Origin of the sequence: Bradyrhizobium genomosp. III, from assembly GCF_000261705.1 — a bacterium.
In the GTDB taxonomy this organism is placed as follows: Bacteria; Pseudomonadota; Alphaproteobacteria; order Rhizobiales; family Xanthobacteraceae; genus Bradyrhizobium; species Bradyrhizobium ottawaense.
In genome coordinates this window covers 23,093-45,743 of sequence record NZ_AJQF01000439.1, presented here as the reverse complement: position 1 = coordinate 45,743, position 22,651 = coordinate 23,093, and the positions used below count along the sequence as shown (strand labels likewise).

20 protein-coding genes are annotated in these 22,651 nt (G+C 65.6%); 5 read left to right on the top strand and 15 right to left on the bottom strand.

Features of this window, described 5'->3' with window-relative positions; all coding sequences use genetic code 11:
- On the top strand, nt 1-589 hold a 589-nt coding region (locus IC66_RS0134970; protein ID WP_038950756.1), incomplete at its 5' end, for a Spy/CpxP family protein refolding chaperone.
- A 33-nt stretch (nt 590-622) separates the two neighbouring features.
- Here the strand turns inward: IC66_RS0134970 and IC66_RS0134965 are convergent.
- From IC66_RS0134965 to IC66_RS0134925, 9 genes are all read right to left on the bottom strand, one after another.
- Complete coding sequence (locus IC66_RS0134965; protein ID WP_202948584.1) at nt 623-1,666, bottom strand: uroporphyrinogen decarboxylase family protein; 1,044 nt, start codon at nt 1,664-1,666, stop codon at nt 623-625.
- 48 nt (nt 1,667-1,714) lie between these two features.
- Nucleotides 1,715-2,584, bottom strand: coding sequence for a fumarylacetoacetate hydrolase family protein (locus IC66_RS0134960; protein ID WP_038950754.1), 870 nt, complete (start codon nt 2,582-2,584; stop codon nt 1,715-1,717).
- Between the two features lie 3 nt (nt 2,585-2,587).
- Nucleotides 2,588-3,247, bottom strand: coding sequence for a polysaccharide deacetylase family protein (locus tag IC66_RS0134955; RefSeq protein ID WP_038950753.1), 660 nt, complete (start codon nt 3,245-3,247; stop codon nt 2,588-2,590).
- A gap of 9 nt (nt 3,248-3,256) precedes the next feature.
- Entirely contained in the window at nt 3,257-4,078 is an 822-nt protein-coding gene (locus tag IC66_RS0134950; RefSeq protein ID WP_038950752.1) for an ABC transporter permease, read from the bottom strand.
- A 7-nt stretch (nt 4,079-4,085) separates the two neighbouring features.
- Nucleotides 4,086-4,892, bottom strand: a complete 807-nt coding sequence (locus IC66_RS0134945) for an ABC transporter ATP-binding protein (RefSeq protein WP_049801915.1) — start codon at nt 4,890-4,892, stop codon at nt 4,086-4,088.
- Nucleotides 4,871-5,626, bottom strand: a complete 756-nt coding sequence (locus IC66_RS0134940) for an ABC transporter permease (RefSeq protein ID WP_028143883.1) — start codon at nt 5,624-5,626, stop codon at nt 4,871-4,873. The genes IC66_RS0134945 and IC66_RS0134940 overlap by 22 nt, the downstream gene beginning before the upstream one ends.
- A gap of 2 nt (nt 5,627-5,628) precedes the next feature.
- The gene (locus tag IC66_RS0134935; RefSeq protein ID WP_028143884.1) at nt 5,629-6,594 is read right to left on the bottom strand and encodes an ABC transporter substrate-binding protein; all 966 of its coding nucleotides are present in this window, start codon (nt 6,592-6,594) and stop codon (nt 5,629-5,631) included.
- A gap of 53 nt (nt 6,595-6,647) precedes the next feature.
- On the bottom strand, nt 6,648-7,355 hold the full coding sequence (locus IC66_RS0134930; protein ID WP_038973090.1) for a GntR family transcriptional regulator: 708 nt from the start codon (nt 7,353-7,355) through the stop codon (nt 6,648-6,650).
- Between the two features lie 166 nt (nt 7,356-7,521).
- Nucleotides 7,522-8,388, bottom strand: a complete 867-nt coding sequence (locus tag IC66_RS0134925; protein ID WP_049806714.1) for a hypothetical protein — start codon at nt 8,386-8,388, stop codon at nt 7,522-7,524.
- Between the two features lie 381 nt (nt 8,389-8,769).
- On the opposite strand from IC66_RS0134925, the gene IC66_RS0134915 reads away from it, so the two are divergent.
- Genes IC66_RS0134915 through IC66_RS0134905 form a run of 3 tightly spaced genes read left to right on the top strand, consistent with a single transcriptional unit; the run spans nt 8,770 to nt 9,600 of the window.
- Nucleotides 8,770-9,060: a BrnT family toxin gene (locus IC66_RS0134915; protein ID WP_028143887.1), complete on the top strand. Its 291-nt coding sequence runs from the start codon at nt 8,770-8,772 to the stop codon at nt 9,058-9,060.
- Between the two features lie 11 nt (nt 9,061-9,071).
- Nucleotides 9,072-9,290: a hypothetical protein gene (locus IC66_RS0134910; RefSeq protein ID WP_028143888.1), complete on the top strand. Its 219-nt coding sequence runs from the start codon at nt 9,072-9,074 to the stop codon at nt 9,288-9,290.
- 49 nt (nt 9,291-9,339) lie between these two features.
- Nucleotides 9,340-9,600 (top strand): hypothetical protein, encoded by a 261-nt coding sequence (locus tag IC66_RS0134905; protein WP_157158142.1) that lies wholly within the window; start codon nt 9,340-9,342, stop codon nt 9,598-9,600.
- Between the two features lie 598 nt (nt 9,601-10,198).
- On the opposite strand, the gene IC66_RS0134900 is transcribed toward IC66_RS0134905, so the two are convergent.
- Nucleotides 10,199-12,646 (bottom strand): adenylate/guanylate cyclase domain-containing protein, encoded by a 2,448-nt coding sequence (locus IC66_RS0134900; protein ID WP_038950748.1) that lies wholly within the window; start codon nt 12,644-12,646, stop codon nt 10,199-10,201.
- A gap of 244 nt (nt 12,647-12,890) precedes the next feature.
- Nucleotides 12,891-14,954 carry an AsmA family protein gene (locus IC66_RS0134895; RefSeq protein WP_038950747.1) on the bottom strand — a complete coding sequence of 688 codons (2,064 nt, stop codon included), beginning with the start codon at nt 14,952-14,954 and terminating at the stop codon, nt 12,891-12,893.
- A gap of 245 nt (nt 14,955-15,199) precedes the next feature.
- Here IC66_RS0134895 and IC66_RS0134890 point away from each other — a divergent pair, with 245 nt between their 5' ends.
- A complete protein-coding gene (locus tag IC66_RS0134890; protein WP_028143892.1) occupies nt 15,200-15,874 on the top strand; it encodes a Crp/Fnr family transcriptional regulator in 675 nt (224 codons plus the stop codon).
- A 143-nt stretch (nt 15,875-16,017) separates the two neighbouring features.
- On the opposite strand, the gene IC66_RS0134885 is transcribed toward IC66_RS0134890, so the two are convergent.
- The 4 genes from IC66_RS0134885 to IC66_RS0134870 all read right to left on the bottom strand — a co-directional run bounded on the left by IC66_RS0134885 (nt 16,018) and on the right by IC66_RS0134870 (nt 22,633).
- On the bottom strand, nt 16,018-19,152 hold the full coding sequence (locus tag IC66_RS0134885) for an efflux RND transporter permease subunit (protein WP_028143893.1): 3,135 nt from the start codon (nt 19,150-19,152) through the stop codon (nt 16,018-16,020).
- Nucleotides 19,152-20,081 (bottom strand): efflux RND transporter periplasmic adaptor subunit, encoded by a 930-nt coding sequence (locus IC66_RS0134880; RefSeq protein ID WP_028143894.1) that lies wholly within the window; start codon nt 20,079-20,081, stop codon nt 19,152-19,154. The genes IC66_RS0134885 and IC66_RS0134880 overlap by 1 nt, the downstream gene beginning before the upstream one ends.
- A gap of 158 nt (nt 20,082-20,239) precedes the next feature.
- The gene (locus tag IC66_RS0134875) at nt 20,240-20,923 is read right to left on the bottom strand and encodes an OmpA family protein (protein ID WP_038950746.1); all 684 of its coding nucleotides are present in this window, start codon (nt 20,921-20,923) and stop codon (nt 20,240-20,242) included.
- Nucleotides 20,924-21,082: 159 nt separating this feature from the next.
- Nucleotides 21,083-22,633, bottom strand: a complete 1,551-nt coding sequence (locus tag IC66_RS0134870; protein ID WP_028143896.1) for a caspase family protein — start codon at nt 22,631-22,633, stop codon at nt 21,083-21,085.
- Between the last annotated feature and the right edge of the window lie 18 nt (nt 22,634-22,651).

Here is a 22,651-nt window from a genome sequence, read left to right as displayed (position 1 = left end):
CCCCCCCGCCAGCGCGTTGGAACGGCTGGGGCTGATGCAGGCGCGCATCGAGGCCATGATCAAGGCAACCGACGCCATCGAGGCGCCGCTGGCGAAGTTCACAGGTCTTCTCGATGACGGCCAGAAGGCCAAGCTCGAGGCGCTCTCCAAGGACCGTCGTGCCGCGCTCGCGTCCATGCAGCGCAAGGATACGAGCAAGGATACGAGCAAGGATGCGCAGGCCTCGAGCGCCTGCGACCCGAACAGCGACCCCCGCTATGACGAAAAGCTGCAGCGTCAGTATGAGCAGCTCGTGCAGCAGCAATGGCCGGCAGATGATGTCGCCTCGACGCTCCGTCTCGACGACACCGCCCGCGCCCGCTTCGAGGTGCTCCAGGACACCACGCTGCGCACCATGGAAACGCTCAGTGCCTGCCCGTCACAGACGCCCGAGACACCGCAGGCCCGCCTCACCGCCGTGAAAGCGCGGCTGCAAGCGATGCTGCAAGCGGTGAACGGCGTCACCGATGCGCTCGACGATTTCGAGGCGGATCTGACCGACGAGCAGAAGGCCGGCTTCGAGGCGATCGGGCCGAAGCGGGGGGCGTGAGGCCGACGGCGAGACGTCTCCCCGTGAAATCGGTTAGCTAATCTCCCGCCTGACCTTCGCGGCCGCATCGCACATGGCCTTCAGCTTCCCGAATGCGGTCGCGCGCGGCATGTATTTCATGCCGCAATCGGGCGCGGGGATCAGACGGTCGGGCGACACGTGCTTGAGCCCGTTGCGGATGCGATCGGCGACGGTATCGACGCTCTCGATCGCGGGGTCCGCGAGGTCGAGCACGCCGAGCATGATCTTCTTCGACGACAAATCCTTGAGCACGCCGAGGTCGAGCTTCGGCTGCGCCGCCTCGATCGAGATCTGGTCGGCGATGGTGTCGTCGAGCTCGGCCAGGAAGGAATAGCCGGCCGGCTTGTTCGAGCCGGGCACGACGGCCGCATAGCCGAAGCAGAGATGCACCACGGTCGGCACCGTGATGCCCTGCAGCGCGCGGTTGATCGCCTTGACGGCATAGCGCTTGGCGAGCTCCGGATTGTTGCGCACCCAGGGTTCGTCGAGCTGGATCACGTCGGCGCCGGCCTTCTGCAGATCGAGCGCCTCGGCATTGACGGCTTCGGCGAGCGCCATCGCCAGCTCTTCCTCGTCCTTGTAGAACTCGTTCTTGGCCTGCTGGCTCATCGTGAACGGGCCGGGAAGGGTGATCTTCGCCGCACGCTCGGTGTTCTCTCGCAGGAACTGCATGTCATGCAGCTCGACCGGGCCCTTGCGCATGATGGGGCCGACGACGCGCGGCACCGGCGTCTTCGTGTTGCCGGTGCGCGCCACGATCATCGCGGGGTTGTCGCCGTCGATGCCGTCGAGCGCGGTGGCGAAACGATTGGAATAGCTCTCGCGACGAATCTCGCCGTCGGTCACGATGTCGATGCCGGCGCGCTCCATGTCGCGGATCGCGACGATGGTGGCATCGTCCTGGGCTTCCTCCAGATGCTCCGCCGGCAGCCGCCACATGTCGTGCAGGCGGGTGCGCGGCACCACCTTCGACAGCATGGCGCGGTTCACCAGCCATTCCGGCTGCGGATAGGAGCCGACCACGGTGGTCGGCAGGATGTGCGTTGGCATGGGCATGGGGTTCTCCTTCTTATTGTTGTCGAGCGCTGTTGTGAGCGCGTCTGGTCAGGCCGCGCGCGTTGCCGCGACTGAACCCTCGTCCTTGACGGGATTACTGAGGATGCCGATGCCGGAGATCTCGATCTCGACGACGTCACCGCCCTTCATCCACAGCGGCGGCGTGCGATAGGCGCCGACGCCGCCGGTCGTGCCTGTCACGATCACGTCGCCGGGCACGAGCTCAGTGAAGGTCGAGCAATAGGCGATCAGGGCCGGCACGTCGAAGACGAGATCGGAGATCGGCGCCTTCTGCACCTCGACGCCGTTGAGCCGGGTGATCAGTGTCTGCGCGGTGACATCGGTCAGCTCGTCGGTCGTGACCATCCACGGCCCGAAGCCGCCGGTCCCGGCAAAATTCTTGCCCGGCGCGAATTGCGAGGTGTGGCGCTGCCAGTCGCGGACGCTGCCGTCATTGTAGCAGGCATAGCCGGCGACATGGCTGAGCGCAGCTTCACGCGCGATGCGGCGGCCGGCCTTGCCGATGATGACGGCCATTTCGCCCTCATAGTCGAACCGCTCGGATTCCAGCGGCCGGATCATCGGCTGGCCGTGGCCGACCTGGCTGTTGGCGAAGCGGGTGAAGATCATCGGATGCGCCGGCGTCGGGTGGCCGCTCTCGGCGAGATGCGTGGCGTAGTTGACGCCGATGCAGAAGATCTTGTCGGGATCGGGGACCGTCGGCAGCAGCGCGACGTCCTGCAATGCGTAGTCGGGCTTCTCGGCGATGAGCTTCTTCAACTCGTCGAGCGAGCCCTTTGCAAGCAGCGCCTTCAGCGTCGGATAGGCCTTCAGGCGCTTGCCGGCATCGATGACACCCTTGTCGGTGACGATGCCATAGCTCGCACTGCCGGCGATGGTGAAGCTTGCGACTTTCATGGGTCAAACACTCTCTTCGATGGAGGAAACATAGTCGTTGATCGGAAGCGCGATCTCGCCGCCCCGGATCGGAACGCAGGCCGGCGGGAAGTCCTGGCGGAAGCGGGCGCCGGCCGCACCGGCGCGGTCGAGAAAGCGTTCCAGATGCGCCATCGGGCCGGTCGGAAGATCGTGCAGCACCATCAGCGTCCAGGGCTGCCGGCTGCATTGGTCGAGCGCGCGCTCGGTCCAGCCGTCGGGGTCGTCCCAGTCGCGCGGAATCGAATTCCAGAGCACGCAGCTGTGCTTCTTGCGGGTGAGGTAGTCGACGACGGATGGCTTGAGCAGCCGCGTGTCCAGATTGCCGCCGCCACCGAACGGCCGGAACCAGCGCTGCGGATGGGCGAGATCGCCAATCGCGTCCTGCGTGCGGCCGATCTCGTTCTCCGCGGTGTCGCGCCCGGATTGCTCGCCAAGCGGGATGCTGTGCGTGAAGGTGTGGTTGCCGATCCAGTGCCCCTCGCGGTGCGCGCGCTCCGCAAGGCCGCGCCGCTCGGGGTCGGCAAGCTTCTCGCCAATGACGAAGAAGGTGGTCTTGATCCCGCGCCCGGCCAGAATGTCGAGCACGCGCGGCGTCACCTCGGGATCGGGGCCGTTGTCGAATGTCAGGGTCAGATCGTACACGCAGCTACCTCAGGTCGCCGGCTGCATCGCGCCTGTCGCGATGTCGTCGTTGGCCTGGCCGGCGCGGGTGCCGGTCTGCCAGATCGCCGCCTTGCGCTCGATCCACCGGATCACGGCGTTGAAGCCGATCGCGAGGAACAGCACGAGCAGCACGCCCGCGAACACGTGCGGGCTGTCGAGGATGGTGCGGTAGCGCGAGATCAAATAGCCGATGCCGGCCGAGGAGATCAGCATCTCCGAGACGACGACGCCAACGATCACCAGCGCGCCGCCGACACGCAGGCCGGACAGGACGGTCGGGATCGCCGCGGGGATGACGACGCGGACCAGCCGCTGGCTCAGCGTCGCGCCCATGCTGCGGGCCGCGAGCAGGAGCTGCGGATCGATGGTCTGTATGCCGGCAGCGGTCGCGAGCATCGTCGGCAGAAAGCCGTAGATCGAGGCGAACGCGATCTTGGATTCCGAGCCGATGCCGAGCCACACGGTGAAAACGGGATAGAGGATCACCAGCGGCACCGCGTAGAGGCTCGACACCATCGGCATGATCAACACGCGCGGGCGCGGCAGGCTGCCGACGACGGCGCCGAGCAGGATGCCGCCGCCGCAGGCGAACGCCATGGAGACCACGACCTCGTAGAGCGTGACTGCCAGCGCATGACCATATTCGCCGGCGTCGGTCCATCCGGCCATCAAGGTGGACGATAGCGAGGGCAGGAACAGCTCGGCAATGAGCCCGGTGCGCGGCAGCAGCTCCCACAAGGCGATCAGGCCGATCACGATCAGATATCGCAACGTCCTCGCGCTTATTCTGGCACTGATCCTGGCGCTCATCGTCGCCTCACGCCGATTTGCGGATATGCCGCCAGATGCGGTCGCGCAGGCTCCCGAACGCATCGCCGCTCAGCATCTCGTAGGTGCGAGGCCGCGGCAGCTGGACCTGAAGATGGTCGACGATGCGGCCGGGCCGCGCCGACATCACGATCACCTCATCGGCGAGATAGACGGCTTCGGTGAGGCTGTGGGTGACGAAGACGACCGTCTTGCCGGTCGCCGCCCAGATGCGCAGCAGCTCGTCGCCCATGGTCATGCGCGTCTGCTCGTCGAGCGCTGCGAACGGCTCGTCCATCAGCAGCACGGGCGGATCCTGCACCAGCCCGCGCGCGATCGAGACGCGCTGCTTCATGCCGCCCGAGAGCTCGTGCGGATGGCGCCTGCCGAAACCTTCGAGCCCGACCAGCTTGAGCGCATCCTGCGCCTTGGCGCGGCGCTCGGCCTTGGGCACGCCGCGCAGCGCCAGCGGAAACTCGACATTGTCCTCGGCCGTCAGCCAGGGAAACAGGCTCGCTTCCTGGAACACCACGCCGACCCTGTCGGGGTCGGGCTGCAGGATCGGCGCGCCGCTGATGGTGATCGTGCCCGCGGTCTGCTGGCGCAGGCCCGCCATCATCATCAGGAGGGTGGACTTGCCGCAGCCACTGGGTCCGACCAGCACCACGAAGCGGCCGGGCTTGACCTCGAGGGAGACGTCCTCCAGCGCGACGACGTCCTGCGACCGGGTCTTGAACACCTGGCCGACATTCTTCACCTCGATCGCGCCGGCGCGCGGGGCGGGCTTCAATTGGGTCACGTTCGCCAATGGCTGCATCGCGTTTCCACCCATCTGACAAGTTCGTTGAAGGTCATGGCGATCGCGGCGACCATCACGACGCCGGCGAGGAGCTGCTTCATCTGGAAATTCTCGCCCCAGGTCGCGATCTGGTGGCCGATGCCGTCGCGCGAGGCGTACATCTCGGCGAGGATGACGCCGGTGAGGTTGAAGATCATGGAGATCCGCAAGGCCTCCAGCAGCACCGGCAGCATGCTCGGCAGATAGACCCGGAACGCGGTCTGCATCCGCGTGGCGCCATAGGAGCGTGCCACCGTCAGATGCTCGACCTTGACCGACTCCACCGCGGTGGTGGTCGACATGATCACGATGAAGATCGTGGAGAAGAAGCCGAAGCCGACCTTCTGGGCAAAGCCGACGCCGAACACCAGGATGAACATCGGCAGGAAGATCGACTTCGGGATGCTGAAGGCGAAGAACAGCAGCGGCTTGGCGACATCGGCGAAGTAGCGGTTCTCCGCGACCAGGAAGCCGATCAGCGCGCCGAACGGCACGGCCAGCGCGAACGCCGTCAGCACCTCGGTCGCGGTGACCATCAAATCCTTCTGCACCGCGGCGCGCTGCAGCAGTTCGCCGAGCGTCACGAATGTGTCGGAGGCCGACGGCAGCAGCCGCGGATTGACGATGCCGGTGCGCGACAGCATTTCCCACAGCGCCAGGACCGCGACGATGATCGCGATCCGCGCGAGGTTGATGGCGAGCGTGCCCTGCATCGTTACGGCTTGGTCGGGACGGGCTTGAACTTGGTCGAGATCACGTCCTCGGCGGGCACGATGTCCTTGAGCCCGCCGAGCTTGGCGAGATCGAGCGACAGCTGCACGGCGGCGCTGACGTTGGCCGCGCCCATGTCGCCGCTGGTCTCCAGCTTCATGATGGTGTTGTCGTATTCGAGGCCGGCGATCTCCGGCGGCATTTCGTAGAGCTCGGCGATCAGCTTGACGGTGACGTCGCGATTGGCCCGCATGAATGCGACCGCGCCGTAGAGGGCGTTCACCGCCTTCTGCACCATCTGGGGTTTTGCATCGGCAAACTTGTCGAGCACGATCCAGCCCGCGGCGAGGTTCGGCGGCACAGCGGTCGAATAGTCGAGAATGGTCTTGGCTTCGCCGGATTTCGAGATCTGGAAGCTCAGCGGCGAATAGACCACGGCGGCCTCGACATTGCCGGCGAGCAGGTTCGGCACCAGGCCGCCACCGCCGACGGGCACGCGCGTGAAGTCGATCTTCTTGTCCTGAATGGTCCACAGCGCGAGCAGGTCCGAGCCCGAGCCGGCCGCGGTGATCGCCACCTTCTTGCCGTTGAGGTCCTTGACGTCGAGCGTGGATTTGGTCGGCACCATCAGCTGCCAGCCGAAATTGCCCATCGCGGCGTTGGCGACGATGCGCGACATCACGCCCTTCTTGCGCCCGGCGGAGACCAGCGACGGCGGATCGAGGATGATGTCGGCCGCGCCTGCGGCCATGCCCTCGAAGGTCTCGGCACCGCTGCGGTAGATGGTCAGCTCGGCCTGGATGCCTTCCTTCTCGAACAGCTTTTGCCGCACCGCCGTCTCGGCGATCGTCGTTGGCCAATATGTCTTGGTGGGCAGGCCGACGCGGATGGTGTCGGCGGCGTTCGCGGGGCCGGCCAGGATGGCGGCGGCAACGAGCGATAGGAGCGCATGACGGCGATTGATCTTCATTGTTTCCTCCCGGTCTGTCTTTTCTTGTTTGTGTGCCGGATTCGTCCGGATCGTCAGGTCGTGCGGCTCACCTCCGCAATGCGCGAGGCGGCGAGCTCGACGAATTCCTTGGTGATACCGAAATGCTTTGACAGAGCGCGAACCGCCGCATCGGCGTCGCGCTTCATCACGGCCGCGACGATCGCCTCGTGCTCAGCCTCGACGTCGCGCGGCTTGACGCCGGGCTCGCGACGGATCGACAGACGCCGATATCGCTCGCTTTGCTCGTGCAACACGTCGCGGAAGCCGAGCAGCCATGGCGAGCCGCAGGCGTTGACCAGCGCACGGTGGAAAATGCGGTGACGGATCACCCATTCCTCGTAATGCACCGTGGGATCATCGGGGTAGTGATAGGGGACGGCTTTCAGAGCCGACCAGGTCGACTTCACCGATTCGAGCCAGGCATCGTCGCCCCGCTCGATCGACCGGCGCAGCGCAAGCCCCTCGATGTCGATCCGGGTCTGCGTCACGTCGGCGAGATCGGCGAGCGACACCGGGCTGACGCGGAAGCCGCGCTGGTCCGAGGCCTGCACCAGGCCGTCGGCGACGAGGCGCGACAGTGCCTCGCGGACGGCGGCAAGGCTCACCGAAAACTGCTTGGCGAGGCCGGCGATGTGCAGCTTCTGGGCCGGCAGCAGTCGCGCCGCCAGGATATCGGCGCGCAACCGCTCATGCAGCGCCGACGTCAGGCTGCGCGGACCATCCCCGGAGTTTCCGGACATATCGAATTGAAGCGGACCCATCGGGCGATGATTGCAAGGCGGCATCCCGGGGTCAATAGAAAATCGAAAATCGATTTTTCTGGCAGGCAAGCTTGGGCTGGCGTTGGAAGCTCGGGAATCTCCATCGGTGGGGCCTGTCCCGCCTACGCCGCCGAAGCCGCTTCGATCAGCCGCACGCCCAGTCGAATTTCATGTCCCTGAAGTCGAGCTGCGCGTTGCCGGTGCCGAAATTGTAGCCGCCGAGATATTCCTCGAACTCGATATAGAACGGACTCATCTCCGGCACCGCCTGGCACGGCCGCATGGTGCCGCCGAGATGGTTGTGGGCGTGGTCCTTGGCCCAGTCGTGCAGGCGGTAATTGTCGGCGGTCGGGACGCCGCCCTCAAAGTAATAATAGGACTGATAGCCGGTCGGCGGGTTGCGCGGGATGTGCGGGTCCTGCGGGGCCTTGCCGGCGTTGGGATCATCAGCGCGCGGCGTCAACGCGATCGCGAGGTTCTCGGCCAGATCGGGGCGCGGAGGGCCGGCGAACATCTTCTGCGCAAAGGGCGGGGCCGTCTCAAAGAAGGCACTGGCGCCGCCGACATCGAGCCAGCGCGGCCGGTCGGCCGTCGCCAGCGCAAGCGGCGCGGGCGGTGTCGCGAACGGGCCTTCGTATTCGCTTCTGGTCAGCAGCAGCGCGGCATAATCGTAGTCGAGGATGTCGGTCATGCGCGACAGGCGCGGATGCGATGGCTGCGCCATCACCGCCGCGCGGATCTCGGGGACATCGGTCGCGCCGCCGTCAGTGTGATCAGCCGGAGTGGCGAAGAACGACACCGCGACGATGTCCTCGCCATGCACGCGATAATCTTCCGGCAGCAGCAGCGTGAAGCCGTGCATCAGCGGATAGCCGGTGACGGGATCAAGCGGCCATTGCTCGCTGCCGATGCCCGGCGGCAGGCCATAGACCCAACCCTGGTCGCGCGCGCGATCGGCGGGACGGTCCAGCATCTTCAGATCATAAGCACGCGAAGGCAAGGCAAACGCCACTGGTAGTCTCCATTGGAAGCGCCTCGCCGTTGAGGCGAGGGTTAGTCGCGGGGAGCAGGGATGTGGTTCGGGGGGGGGAGGAATTTTGGCAACGCCGTCGCCTCATTCTCCCCTGTCGTCCCGGCGAACGCCGGGACCCATAACCACAGGGAGAAGTTTGGCGAAGATGAGTTGTTCGGTACTTCTATCTCCGCCGATAGATCACGCGGTATGGGCGGGACGAGCGGTGAGGGCACGCTGAGGCGGTTTTAACCCCTCCTATCTGATCTGGCTGCTTGGAAGTTCTTACGGAAAGGCTTATTCCTACGCTCTGTGAGGAGGCAACGATTGATGTCCTCTTCGCCGCCCTCCAGCACCGTGTCTTCTCGGGGCACTCTGACTATGCAGTTCGAGTTCGATTGGGACCCGATCAAGGCGGAGAGCAATCGGCGCAAGCATGGGGTCGCCTTCGAGGCGGCGATGGGCGTTTTCAGCGATCCGCTGGCCCTGTCGCTACTCGACAATGAGTCTGGCAAAGGGGAGGAGCGATGGGTTACCATGGGCCGGAGCCCGGCTGGTAATTTGCTTCTGGTCGTTCATACCTATGTCGAGCTGACAGCGGACCGGGCCGCGATCCGCATCATCTCGGCGCGCTACCCGAGTCGCCGCGAGATCAGGTCTTATGAAGGTTGAACGGTAATCCGATGAAGGACGAATACGATTTCTCGACCGCCGCGCGCGGCAAGTTCTTCCGCAAAGGCGCTCGCCTCGTGCCGCCGGTGCACCTGGAACCCGAGGTTCTGGCCTACCTCTCGGACCTCGCCGAGACCCAAGGCACCTCGCTGAACGACCTCGTGAACACCCTTCTCAGAGAAGACATTGAGCGCCTCGACGCAGAGAAGCAGCACTCGCCCCGGCCATAGTCTGCTCCCGCGGAGACAGCGATGAAGGTTTTCAAATGGGATGACGATCTTGCTGTGGTTCTTCCCCCAGGAGCTGATCGACCAGCTCGCTCTCAAGGAGGGCGACGAAATCGAAATCGCCGCCACCGGTGGAAGCACGACCACTGCCGAGACCGAGGTCCAGCGTGGCGGTCTGCGCGAAAACCGCCGCGTTGAATTGTGGCCTCCGACCGACTCTCGCAACCCATTGATCTGTCAGTCGCCGTCTACTGTGCATGGGGTTGTTTTCGATGTTTTAAGAAGGCCTGAAGCACATCTCTCATTCGAATAATCCAAAATTCGCTTTACTCGAAAAACGAAACACCCTATGATTCCCTCCCAACTCATCCCCCGGTAAGGGACGGATCGCGATCGTCAGGGTTCGTGGGGTGAGGGGCGGTGGACGCGGGCGGCGTTGGTGCCAGATGCGGTCGCAGGGCGGGTAGTCCCCGTGAGCGATCAGCGGGCGCGTGTACGACGGTGCTGCCTTGCGTACGGCAAAATCGTGTGGTCGTGACGCCCGAATTTCTGGCGTCAAGTCTTGCAGCGGTGCGCTGGTCCGACCGGACCTGCGCATCCCTTGAAAGCTGCAAGACGACGGTGGCAACAGAGAATCGACTCACCGGCGAGAGCGCGACATAAGCCGTTTCAACCACTGCGCAGGGAAGGCCGGGCATTCGGCCGCACCTGTTTCTCCCCTGTGAGCGACTATCACGCACTCATGCACAGGGGTTTTCGGGTGCCAGCCGGTGCCCGGTCTTCCCTGCGCCCTTCCACTTCGAAGGGTGCCGAGACCAAGCTAAACCCGGGCGCCATGTGCCGCGGGATCGCGACATGCTGTTTGTAAGCGATAGCAGGCAATGCCAGACCATGCGAGGCGAGCGAGAGAGCTAACCGCGGCGCCGCGCCACTGAGGCGTCCATCACGTTCTCGACTTCCTCGCGCCAGTTCAAAATCTCCATCGCCAGCACGGGATGATTGAAACCCTTGAGCTGGAGATCATCGAGGGCGCGCGCTTCCACCCAGGGCTCTACGATGCCGTAGACGCGGCGGCTCACCACGATCTGGTTGGGCTTGGCCTCGCCGCACAGGCGAGAGGCGAGGTTGGTCACGCTGCCGATCGCTGCATATTCCAGCCGCTGCTCGAAGCCGACCTGGCCGAGCGTGGCATAGCCGACCGCGATGCCGATGCCGAAGCCGAGGCTGTGCCCGCGGTTGCGCCAGCGCTCGGTCAGCGGGCCGATGGTGTCGCGCATCTCCACCGCCATCTTCACGGCGCGCTTGGTGTGGTCCTCGAACTGGATCGGCGCGTTGAACAGGATCATCACGCCATCGCCGGCATATTTGTCGAGCGTGCCCTCGTACTTGAAGATCAGCTTGCCGAGCGCGGCGTGATATTCGCGCAGCACGTTCATCGCCTCTTCCGGCTCGGTCGCCTCCGTGAACGCGGTGAAGCCGCGCAAATCGCAGAACACCACGGTCACCTCGCGGCGCTGGCTGGTGAGCAGCCCTTCCGGGCTGTCGGAGGAGGCGATCAGCTGCGCCACCTGCGGCGCCAGGAAACGCTCCAGCTTGCGGATGCGCTCGATCTCGCCGAGCTGGGTCTTGACGCGCTCCTCGAGCGACTTGTTCCAGTTCTTCAATTGCTCGGTCTGCTCGCGCAGCTTGTCCGCCTGGGCGCGCACGGTCTCGTTCGCCGTCTCCAGGGCGTGGCTCTTTTGGTCGACCTCGGTGAACAGCCGCGCATTGCGCATCGCCAGCACGGCCTGGTTGGCGAAGGTGCGCATCAGGCCGATGATGCTGGCGGCGAACTCGCCGCTCGCGCGGCGCAGCACCACCAGCGAGCCGAGCGTGCCCTGCTGGTCGACCAGCGGCACCACCAGCACCGAGTGGAAGCCGGCCGCGATCGCGACCTCGCGCAGCGGCTGCTCGGCGGCCGCGCCAAGTTCCGCAATCGCGATCGGCTCGCCGCTTTCGGCGGCATCGCTCAGGATGTTCTCGCCTTCGTCGATGGTGACATGCGCGCCGTCGGGGGATTTGTCGATGCCGTTGGCCTCGATCAGGTTGAAGCGGCGCGTCTCCGCATCGAAGCCGTAGATCAGCACCGCATCGGCATGGGTGATCTCGATCGCGCGCGCGGCGATCGTCGGCAGCACGGCGTTGAGATCGAGCGAGGCGGCGACGGCGCGGCCGACCTCCTCGAGCACCTTCAGCTCGTTGATCGACTGCGCCAGATCGCGCGTGCGCTCCTCGACCTTGGTCTCCAGGTCCGAATAGGTCTCCTGGATCTGGCCGGCCATGCGGTTGAACTGACCGGCGAGGTCCTCCAGCTCGTCCGCGGTACGCACTTCGATGCGGTGACTGAAATCACCCTCGCCGAGCCTGTAGGCGCCGTCGCGCAGCGCGGTGATCGGAATGATCATGCGGCGGGCGAGCAGCGTGCCGGCGAGGATCGCGACCATCAGCCCCATGCCGATCAGGAGCGCGATGCGCACCAGCTGGTCGCGGATCGGCGTCAGGGCCTGCGTGGTCGGCTGCTCGAACAGCACGCTCCAGCCGAGCTTCGGCACCGTGCTCGCGGCGCTCATCACCGCATGGCCGTTGAAGTCGGTGCCCGAGCTGTCGGCCTCATGGCCGGGCGCGATCGCGGCCGCGACCTGCGGCAGCTTCGACAAATCCTTGCCGACATCGGGCCCTTTCGACGACGTCGCCAGCACGCGGCCGCGGGGATCGACGACATAGGCAAAGGCCGCCTTGCCGACTTGCGCGTCGGACAGGAAGTCGGAGAGAAAGCTGAGATCGATCTCGGCCACGGTGACGCCGGCATTGAAGCCGGAATGCGCCACCGAGATCGACATGAACGGCGTCCGGTCGGCGAACCAGGCCGGCGCATAGCTGACGCCGCGGGCGACGGTGTCGGTGAAGCGCATGTCGCGGGAGAGGTCGGCGTTGCTGCCGGTCGTGGTCGACTGGCGGGAGACGCGCAGCACCTCGCGGCCTTCGCCGTTGAGCTGGAACAGCTGGTTGACGACCGAGACCTGGTGCAGCAGCGACGCGTAGTCGGCGCGGCGCTTTTCGAGGGTGTCCTGGCTCGCCCGCGTCACCCAGCTGATCTGGCGATCGAGCTCCGAGATCGACTGCTCGATCCGCCGGGCGGCGGCTTGCGCCTTGTCCTCCAGCCCGTCGGTCAGCTGGGTCTTGGTGGCGCGGTAGGAGATCCAGGTCTCCATCGCGCCGTTGACGGCGAGGACGAACACGACGAGGCCGACGAGGGAGACGACGTATTTGGCGAACAGGCCCTCGCGCAGAAACCGTGTCTTGTCGTTCGCTCCTGCCATCCCGATCCTCTCGCGCCGCCATCGACGCTGCGCGCTCACGGGCCGTGCAGGCCCTTCCCGGCCGTTCTATCACAATTTGGGCCAAAGGACCGCCGCGTGGGCCGGGGACCGGCCGGCGTGGTTACTCCCTGTGGACGCCGGGGCCGGCGGAAGGCCGGTGAATTGCCGCAGCCTCATCCGTTCGGAGGAAGCCGGTGGCGGGGAAGCTGATGTAAGGGGATTGCCGTGGAGCCCAGCCCGCCAATCACCGGTTAAAGAGTTGCCGCAGCACGTCGTTCATTGGCTGACTGTCCTGCTGAGCGACCGGCGGGTCCTCCAGGGCCGGAGCCGCGGGCGAGGCCTGTGGCGCGGGCGCAGAGGGCGTTGCCGGCAGGCTGCGGCTGCGGCCACTGCCTGGCGCGGCGCCAGTGCTGCTTCCCGCGCCGCTGGAAAGTCCCTGCTGAATCAAATTGCCGATGGCTTCGCCCAAGGGGCCGCCGAGCAGATTGTTCTGCCCCGGCTGCTGGGCTTGCGGATTGGCGTTGCCGGCCGCGTTGCCGCCGGGTGCAGTGGTGCCACCGAGACCCAAACTCCCCAGAATGTTGCCGAGCCCGGCGCCATCAGGGCCGAACAGGCCCTTACCCATCTCGCGCAGCTTGGCATAGGCGGCATCCGGATTGTCCAGCATGCCGGCCATATCAGGGTAGATCTTGGGCTGCGACCAGCTGCCCTGGATCATCACGGGAATGCCGAAGCCGACGGGCTCATTGGCGCGGCCCTGGCCTTCGGTCGTCATCACCAGCTTCGGCTCGACGCGAAAGCCCATCATCTTGGTGTCGAGCGCGATGGTGCCGGCACCGGTCACGCGCACCAGCGGCCCGATCAGGTTGAGATCGGTCGTCACCGCCTGGCCCTTGTCGATGCGGAACGAGGCCGAGAGCTGCGACAAATCCGTGCTCTGCTCCTGGCCGGCATTCTGGTTGTCCTGCCAGCCGGACAGCGTGCCCGATGTCAGCGAGCGAATCATCTGCGCGACATTGATGCCGCGGATGGCGCCGTCCTGGAAATTGACGAAGGCTGTGCCCTGCATGTTGGCCATCAGCGCGCGCTGGCTGGTGCCCGCGCTGCGAAGAGCGAGCTTGGCCTGCAGCTTGCCGTCGATGCGGTCGAATTCGGCAAGGCCCTGAAGCAGCGGCAGCGCACGCACGCCGACGAGATCGGAATGCATGGCAAAGCTCGGCGCGCCGGTGGTTGCATCGAGGATCACCTCGCCGGAGACCTGGCCGCCATAGGCGCCGAGATTGGCGGTGCCGGCCTTCAGCACGCCGCCGGCGAGCTTCGCATCGAGCGCCAGCGGCGCGATGCGGGCATCGCCGATCACGGCTTCGTTCGCCGAGATACGCACCTGCGCATCGACATAATTGAGCCCGGAGACGTCGATCGGCGCATTGCTCCAAGGCTGCCCGGCTGCGCCCTCCGGCGATTTCGCCAGCGGAATCGCCAGTCGCTGGAAGTCGAGGTCGAGCTTGACCAGCGGCTTGCTCGCAATGTCGACCGAAGCCCAGCCGTTGAATGTGCCATCGCCGAGCCGGCCATTCACGCCGTTGATCATCACGACGTCGCCGTTCATTCGCATCTCGGCATGGCCGGTGAGCTGAGACTTCAACACGTCGGGCATGTCGATGGCGAAATCCACCGGGATCGTCGGCCGGTCGGCCGGCGGCGCCGGCGTGGTCGCCTTGATGTCGAACTTGGTCGGGTGGTCGCCGACGCGCGCGGTGCCGGTGACATTGACCTTGCGGTCGCGGCCGATGGTCGCCTCCGCGTTGATGGCACTGATGCGGCCCTCGACACGGTCGCGCACGCGCGCGAATGCGACCTCACCGTCGGTGACCTTGATGCGGTCGATGGATGCCCCGCCGACATCGAGCGCGAGCGGCTTCGACGACCCCCCCGCATTCGGCAGGCGTTCACGCAGCAGCGGCTGGTAGAGCACCGGATGGGTGACGATCAGCTCGCGGATCTCAGGGCGGCCCGACCACACGCTGGAGAGCGACATGTCGGCCTGCACGCTGTCGACCGTCACGCGCGTGATGCCGCTGCGATCCCGGGGGTCGGCAAGCGAGAGGTCGTTCAGGGTGACGTTCAACGTCGGCCACAGGCTGATCTTCGTGGTGCCGTCGATCGAGAGACGATAGCCGGTCGCGCTCTCGACGCGCGAGGCGATCGTCGACGTCAGGAAGCCCGAGGGGATTCCGACCACCAGCAGGAGTGCGATCACGACGATGACGGCGGCCAATGCCGCGCCGGCGAATTTTACTGCTCTCATCTCGACTTTCCACTGACGGACGATCGGCGTCGAATCCCGCCGGCTATCCATCCTTCGCGGCCGAGTTTATCCCGGGACGGGAAGCGGCTCCAAGCGCGTAAAAATAGTCAGGGGGTGCTGCAAAGTTATGTGACTTATGACACACTTCCCCGACGCGGTTTTACGCGATCCTGATCGTGATGGTTTCAAGCGATTTGCCAAGCGTCTGACAAGATGACTGACCAGGACTTCACAAGGACATTGAAATGAGCAAGCAGGCCGAATTTGCGGTCATTTTGAAGATGAACGCGATGTTCGCGGATCTCGGTGCAGACGAGCTCCAGCGGCTGTCCAATCTCTGTCACACCCAGCACCTGGGGAACGGCGAGGTGCTGTTCCAGAAGGGCGATGCCGGCAACGCGCTGTTCGGCGTGCGCCGCGGCCAGGTCCGCATCGAGACAGGTGCCTCCGACGGCAGCCGGCTGACGCTCAATTTCATGGGCCCGGGCGACCTGTTCGGCGAGGTCGCGGTGCTGGACGGCCAGAATCGGACCGCGGATGCGACCGCCGGCGAGGCCAGCGAATTGTTCGTGCTGCGGCGCGAAGATTTTCTCAGCTTCCTCGAACGCGAGCCGAAGGTCGCGATCAAGATCATCGCGCTGCTGTGCCAGCGCATCCGCTGGCAGAGCGAGCGCATGGAGGAATCCATGCTGCAGCCGCTGCCGGTGCGCCTGGCGCGGCGGCTCTGCGCGCTCGCCGCCGATTTCGGTTCCGAGGTGCACATCTCGCAGGAGCAGCTCGGCGTCTTCGTCGGTGCCGCCCGCGAAAGCGTCAACCGCCAGCTGCAGGCCTGGCGCAAGGAAGCGATCCTCGATCTCCAGCGCGGCCGCATCCTGCTGCGGAACATGACCAAGCTGACCGCGATCGCGCGGAACGAGTAGGGATCAGCCGAACGCAGCCCACGAATGCAGGGCTTGCCGGTGCAGACAGCAGGATCGAGCGTGTCCGCGCGAAAGTTATTGGGTAACATAGCGCCTTGAAGGCGCCCTGCGTTGACGCGCCCCTCCGGCCGCTCGCCTAAATTTTACTCCGCAGCACGGTGGGCGACGTCTTTCGGTGCTGGTGCCGCTCCGTGATGACCGTCCGTCTCGGCATCCTCGCTGTGCACGATCAGCCGCTTGGCGAAGCGCCAGATCAGGGCGCCGAGATCGTCCATCACCATGAACATCGCGGGCACGAACACCAGCGACAGGATGGTCGAGAAGATCAGGCCGCCGATCACCGCGAGCGCCATCGGCGAGCGGAACTCGCCGCCGGCGCCGACCGCGAGCGCGCTCGGCATCATGCCCGCGGCCATCGCGATCGTGGTCATCACGATCGGCCGGGCGCGCTTCATGCCGGCGTCGATCATCGCCTCTTCGCGCGGCTTGCCGGCGTGAATGGCTTCGATCGCGAACTCCACCAGCATGATCGCGTTCTTGGTGACGATGCCCATCAGCATCAGAATGCCGATCCACACCGGCGTGGTGAGCTGCTTGCCGGTGATGAGCAGGGCCGCGATGGCGCCGCCGATCGAGAGCGGCAGCGAGAACAGGATGGTGATCGGCTGCAGGAAGGTGCCGAACAGCAGCACCAGCACGGCGTAGACCATCATCAGGCCCGCCGTGATCGCGGTGGCGAAGCCGTCGGACAGTTCGTTCAGGCTTTCGGCGTCGCCGGAGGGAGAGACCTTCACGCCCTTCGGCCGGCTCTTCATCACCGGCAGGTCGTAGATCTTCTTGGTGGCGTCGCCGAGCGCGGCCGAACCGACGAGGTCGGCGGCGACGGTCGCCTGCCGCTCGCGATCGTAGCGGTTGATGCTGGTCGGACCCTGGTCGAGCTTGACGTCGGCGATGACCGAGAGTGGCACGCCGCCCTTCTCGCCGTGCTCGCCGAGCGGGACGCGCAACTGCTCCAGCGTCTTCAGATTGCCGCGCGCGGCATCCTCGAGCTGCACGCGGATCGGCACCAGGCGGTCGCCGACGTCGAACTTGGCGAGCGCGGGTCCGACATCGCCGATGGTGGCGACGCGGATGGTCTGCGACAGGCTTTCGGTCGAGACCCCGAGCCGCGCGGCGAGATCGGCGCGCGGTTCGACGCGCAGCTCCGGCCGCTCCAGCGTGGTTTCCGAGATCACGTTGGAGATGGTGGGAATCCGCTTCATCTGCGTCGCGAGCTCGCTCGCGAAATTGTTGACGATGTTGGCGTCGACACCGGTCACGACCAGCGAGATAGCGCGCAGGCCGTTCTCGTCGAGGAACCAGAAGCGGATGTCGGGAATGTTCTCCAATTCCTGGCTGATCGAGAATTCGAGCTCGCGCTGGGTGATGTCGCGGGCATCCTTGGGCGTGTAATTGATGATCAGCGCGGCGCGCCGGACTTCCTGGGTGCCCGGCGGAACGCGCCCGCCGTCGACGAAGATGCTCTTCACCTCGGGCCGCTTGCGCAGGCGCGCGACGATGTCCTCGGTGACCTTTTCGGTATAGGCGAGCTGGGTGCCCGGCGGCAGCTCGAGCGCAAGCAGCGAGCGCGAACTGTCCTGCGCCGGCAGGAAACCCTGCGGCAACAGCGTAATGCTCCAGATCGAGGCGGCGAAGACGCCGAAGCCGACCAGCACCGTGATGAAATAGTGTTTTACCGACCAGGCCACGATCCTGTGATAGGACCGCAGCACGCGGCCGGGCGGCGGTTCTTCGTGAGTGCCAGGCTTGAGGAAGTAGGCGGCGAGCACCGGCGTGACGAAGCGCGCCGCGAGCAGCGAGAAGAACACCTGCACCGAGACGGTGATGCCGAACTGCTTGAAGAACTGTCCGGCGATACCCGACATGAAGCTCGCCGGTGCGAAGATCGCGATGATGGTGAGCGAGATCGCGATCACCGCGAGGCCGATCTCGTCGGCGGCTTCGAGGGCGGCACGATAGGGCGACTTGCCCATGTTCATGTGCCTGACGATGTTTTCGATCTCGACGATGGCGTCGTCGACCAGAATACCCGTCGATAGCGTGATGGCGAGGAAGCTGACGAGGTTCAGCGAGAAGCCGAGCAGGTCCATCGCCCAGAACGCCGGGAAGATCGACAACGGCAGCGAGATCGCGGCGATGATGGTGGCGCGCAGGTCGCGCAGGAACAAGAGCACGATGACGACGGCGAGGATGGCGCCTTCGAACAGGGTCGAGATCGCCGCGTGGTAATTGCCGTTGGTATATTCGACCGAGGTGTCGATCACCTTCAGGTCGACGTCGGGATAGGCGGCCTTGAGTACGTCGATGCGCTTCTGCACGGCCTCGGCCACCTTGACGTCGCTGGCGCCCTTGGAGCGCTTGATGCCGAGCGCGACGATCGGCTCGCCGTTGAAGCGGGCGAAGGTGCGGCGGTCTGCGATGGTGTCGGTGACGGTGCCGAGATCGTCGAGCCGGACCTCGCCGCCGCCGAACAGCGGGATCATGGTGCCGGCAAGATCGCTCAGCGTCTTTGCGCCGGCGAGCGTGCGGATCGCCTGGTCGTTCTTGCCGATCTCGGCCCGGCCGCCGGCGACGTCGACATTGGTACCGCGCAGGCTCTGGCTGACATTGACCGCGGTCAGCCCCATCGCCTGCAGGCGGTCGGGATCGAGCGAAACAAGAATCTCGCGCTCGACACCGCCGATGCGCTCGACCTGGGCGACGCCGCGCACGCCTTGCAGCGCGCGCTTGACCACGTCGTCGACGAAATAGGAGAGCTGCTCGGGCGTCTTGCCGGGCGAAATCGCGGCGTAGGTGACGATCGGCAGGCCGATGACGTCGACGCGCTGGATCAGCGGCTCGGTGACGTTCTGCGGCAGGTTCGAGCGGACACGCGTCACCGCGTCCTTGACGTCGTTGAGCGCGCGGTCGGTGTTGGTTTCAAGCGCGAACTGGATGGTGGTGACCGACACACCGTCGGTGATCTGTGAGGTAATGTGCCGCACGCCCTCGACGCCGGAGACGGCGTCTTCGACCGTCTTGGTCACCTGCGATTCGAGCTCGGCGGGCGCCGCGCCGAACTGCGATACCACGACCGAGATCACGGGAATGTCGGCCGAAGGCAGCCGCGTCACCGCGAGCTTGGTGAAAGACACCCAGCCGAGAATCAAGAGGATGATCGAGAAGACGACCGACGGCAGCGGATTCCGGATCGACCAAGCCGAGATATTGAGAGCCATCAGCGTACCCGCGTGCGATCGAGTTCATCGGCGAACATGGTCTTGATCTGGTCGCCGTCATGGAGCGAAGAGCCGGCGTCGGCCACGACGATTTCGCCGACGTCGAGGCCTTCCAGGATTTCCGTCGCGTTGTCGGACGAGAGCCCGACCCGCACCTTGCGCGTCTCGATCGTGTTGCCCTTGACGACCTGAATGGTGAGATGGTCGATCGCGGTCTTGGGGATCGAGACGCCGCAGCTTCGCTTGGCGTCGATCGAGGCGCGGGCGAATACGCCGACCTTCAGCGACGGATTGTTGGTAACGCTGATGCGGACGCGGCCGAGCTGCGTGGCGCGGTCGATTTCGGGCGCAACCAGCCGGACCCGGCCGATCAAATCGGGCGCGTCGTCGCGGCTGATCCGCACGGTGGCGCCCGAACTGAGCTTGGGCATGTGCACCGCCGGAACCTGAGCATCGAGCTCGATCTCGTTGTTGACGGCGATGCGGAACATCGGGCCGGCCTGCGGTGAAGCGGGCGCGCCGACAATGGTGCGGACTTCGGTGATGAGGCCCGGCGCAGGTGCTTTCAGCGAGATCGGGCCTTGCGGACCGGGTCTCTGCGGCTGCCCCGGGATCTGTGGCGGCGCGGTCAGGCGCGCCAGCTCCTGGTTGTCGGCAACGACGGTGCCTTCGGTGACGAAGAGGTCGGTGACCTTGGATCCTTCCTGGTCGGCGATGACCACCGCCTCGCGGCGCGGCACGAAGAAGCCGGTCACCCGCACGAGGTCGGAGAAGCAGGCATTGGTCGACTTCGTCACGATGACGAGCGCCTCGCTCTGCGTCTCCTTCGGCTCGGCGCGCTTCCGATGCTCGAACAGGTAATAGCCGACGCCGAGCGCGACGACGAACACCACCGTTCCGGCAGGCTTGAGATATTCGGAGAGATTCATCGCCGGATCATCCTGGCCTGGCTCACGGCCGTCCGCGCGAGGCCCATCGAGAACGTTTCCCTGAAACAAAGCGGCGTCCCGCAAGGCCGCGGGACGCGCTTTGGAGGCGAGACTTTACACCACATCACGACTTGTCACTTCAGAGGATTGCGTCGTGCTCACTTCGATGCGGTGGTCTTGTTTTCCATGTTGACGACCTGCACGCGGCGGTTGGCCTCTGCCATCGGCTGGCTCGGATTCTTCAGCTTGCTCTTGCCGTAGCCGACGGTGACGAGGTCGGTGGCGGAGATGCTGTATTTGTCGACGAGATAGCGCTTGATCGCATCCGCGCGGCGTTCCGACAGGTCCTGGTTGTAGGTTTCGCCGCCGGCGGCATCGGTGTGACCGGCGACCACGAAGGTGGAGCCCTTCAGGTCGGGACTGGTCAGCGCGCGACCGAGCGCCTGCACGGACGGCATCGACTTGGCGCTGATATTGGCGGAGTTGTAGTCGAACGTGATTTCGAGATCGATGTTCGGCTTGTCCTTGGCGACCGACGCGATTTCCTCGCGCTCGGTCGAGGACAGCGAACGCGTCGAGCGGCCGCGCACCGACTGGATCAGCTTGGTCTCGGCCGCGTTCGGCGCGGGATCGGCCTGCGGGGCGATCGAGAGGCCGCGGGTCAGGGGCTTCTTGGCCGGCGGCGCCAGCGCGCGGACGATGTCGTCCTCGGTGACGTTCTTGCTGTTGCCGTCATCGCCAGCGAAGGCCGGCGAGGCCGGCAGCGACAGCGTGGCGCCAAGAGTGATGCCAAGAGTGATGATGGACAGGATCGCGGTAAGTCCCTTTGCAGCCGATTTCATAACCAGTCCCTCCTGCGCAGCCAGCTCGCGCGGTTCCAAAATTCCTGCCAAAATTCCTGCAATGAGCCCCCCGGGGAAGGCTGCCTGCGGCATCCGTTCGTTAGTCTTCCCTGGGCCACCAGGGGTTCGAGGCGCCGCCTGCCTCAATTCAAAAAAATACTAGCGCACTCCGTAGCTTGCGAACTCCTGAACGATGTTCGGGTCCATTGCCTTGGCATTGGCGATATCAAGCGCGCCTTCCTGGGCGGAGCCATTGCGCTGCTTGGCGAGGCCACGTCCGTAGAGCGAGGAAGTCAGGCGCGGGTTGATCCTGAGGGCCGCATCGAAATCGGCGATGGCATTCTTGACCGCGCCCGATTTGAGGTTGACGAGCCCGCGGCTGTCCAGCGCATCGACGAAGTTGGGCCGCAGCCGCAACGCCTCGTTGCAATCCTTCAGCGCGCCCTGGAGGTCGCCGACCACGGTGCGGGTCCAGCAGCGGTTGTTCAGCGCCTCGACATCCTTGGTGTTGATCCGGAGCGTGTCGTCGAAATCCTTGATGGCGAGGTTGTAGGCGCCCTTGCTGGCATAGACCTGGCCGCGCCGGTACAGCGCGTTCACGTCATCCGGATTGGCGGCGATCTTGGAGGTCAGGCTCTTGATCGTGGGATCGTCGGCCAGCGCGGCAGCGCTCGGCCCGCTGTCGGTGCTCGGTGCCGGAGCGGGATCAATCGGTTTGACCGGCGGTGGCGGCGGGGGCAGGGCGGCCTCGACCTGCGGCTTCGGCGTGGGGGCCGGCGCAGGCGCAGGCGCTGGCGCTGGTGGCGAAGCAGGCGCGGGCGCCGCAGCGGTGTCGGCCGGCTTCGACGGCGGAGGCGGTGTCGGCGGCGCGGGCGGTGACGGCGGCGGGTTGTTGGCGACGACCGGCGGCGGCGCGGGAGGCGCGGGCGGCGTCGCCGGTGCCGGACGCGACCCGCCAGCTCCCGGGCTGAACGAGAAATCTTCGGCCAATGAAGAGGATATCCACGGCACCTGCTCGCCGCGCGAAGCGCGGGTGACGCCCATCTTGGTCCGGTTCAGTGTCTCCTCGGCCATCAGGTCGGGGACCCGGATTTCCTTCAGGAGCTCCTGGACGAACAGGCTGTGCTCGCCGCCGGCGTCGGAGACCACCGAGGCCAGCGCCGCCGAATACATCACCAGCGTTCCGTTCGGCGCGATGACCGGGGTCAGGCCAGCCGAGAAACTGCGGAACCGGCGCTCGAACGGATTGCGCCTGGAGGCGTCGATCAGCGCGATCTTGACGCCGGCGCCGCGGGTGTTGAGCTCGCCGAGGACGGTCTCGAGGCTGAAACCGTCGCGGCGCACGTCGGATTCGGTCCAGATCTGCGCATCGATCGGCAGCATGTAGCTCTGGCGCGCCGACTGGATGCCGAAGCCGCTGAAGAATACCAGCGCCACCGATCCCGGCTTGATCTTGCCGTAGAGCTTGTCGAAGGCGCGGCGCATGCCGTCGCCGGTCAGATTCTCGGCGATCTCGACCGAAAAGCCGTCGCGCTTGAGCTCGTCGGCGACGTCACGGGCATCGTTGATCGGTTCCTTCAGCGGGGCATCCGCATCCGGGTACTTCGCGTTGCCGATGACCAGCGCAAAGCGGTCACCGGCCGCAAGCGATGGGGCCGTCGGGACGAGCGAGATGAGCAAGGGCAGAAGAAGAAAGAAGCGAATTTTCATAATCAGCGCGGTCCAGCC